The sequence below is a fragment of the Pseudomonas tremae genome (assembly GCF_001401155.1).
GTDB lineage: Bacteria > Pseudomonadota > Gammaproteobacteria > Pseudomonadales > Pseudomonadaceae > Aquipseudomonas > Aquipseudomonas tremae.
The window spans coordinates 1-482 of sequence record NZ_LJRO01000008.1 but is presented as its reverse complement, the minus strand read 5'-3'; the positions used below and the strand labels follow the sequence as shown (position 1 = coordinate 482).

Here is a 482-nt window from a genome sequence, read left to right as displayed (position 1 = left end):
AACAAGGCCGGCAGGTTGAAAAAAACCGGCTTGGAAATGAAGACGGTGCGAACGGGTTAATTTTTCAGCGTCTCCCTAAACCGGGTCAGGTGCACACCTTGAAAATTCAATTACCCCCCAACCATAACTAGCACGCTCGCCCCTCAAGGAAAAAGCAGTTCCACGGTTCTTTTTTCAAGCGAGTATTTACGACCCAGAATATTCCCCAGCATCTTTTTCGCAGTTGCCTCGCCACGCACCAGTCGAATCTGCGCAGGCCACTCTTTCATGCCGGTCACGAAACTGACAAGTCCTGCCTGATCCGCATGGGCGGAGTAACCTTTGGCAGTATGAACCCCTGCGTGGATATCAAAGCGTTCACGATCCAGTTCGACATAGCCACCCAAAGGACCGTGCATCTGGATGGCTGCACCGGGTGTTCCCTTGCCCTGATAGCCGACAAACACCACGTTATGCCTGGCATCGCCCAACATGGCTTTCAG

The 482-nt window shown here is 52.7% G+C and carries 1 protein-coding gene; it reads right to left on the bottom strand.

Annotation, left to right across the window (positions count from 1 at the left end):
* Positions 1 to 143: 143 nt before the first annotated feature.
* Positions 144 to 482 (bottom strand): MBL fold metallo-hydrolase RNA specificity domain-containing protein (locus ALO43_RS00035; RefSeq protein ID WP_328586965.1); only part of this gene is annotated, 339 nt, incomplete at its 5' end.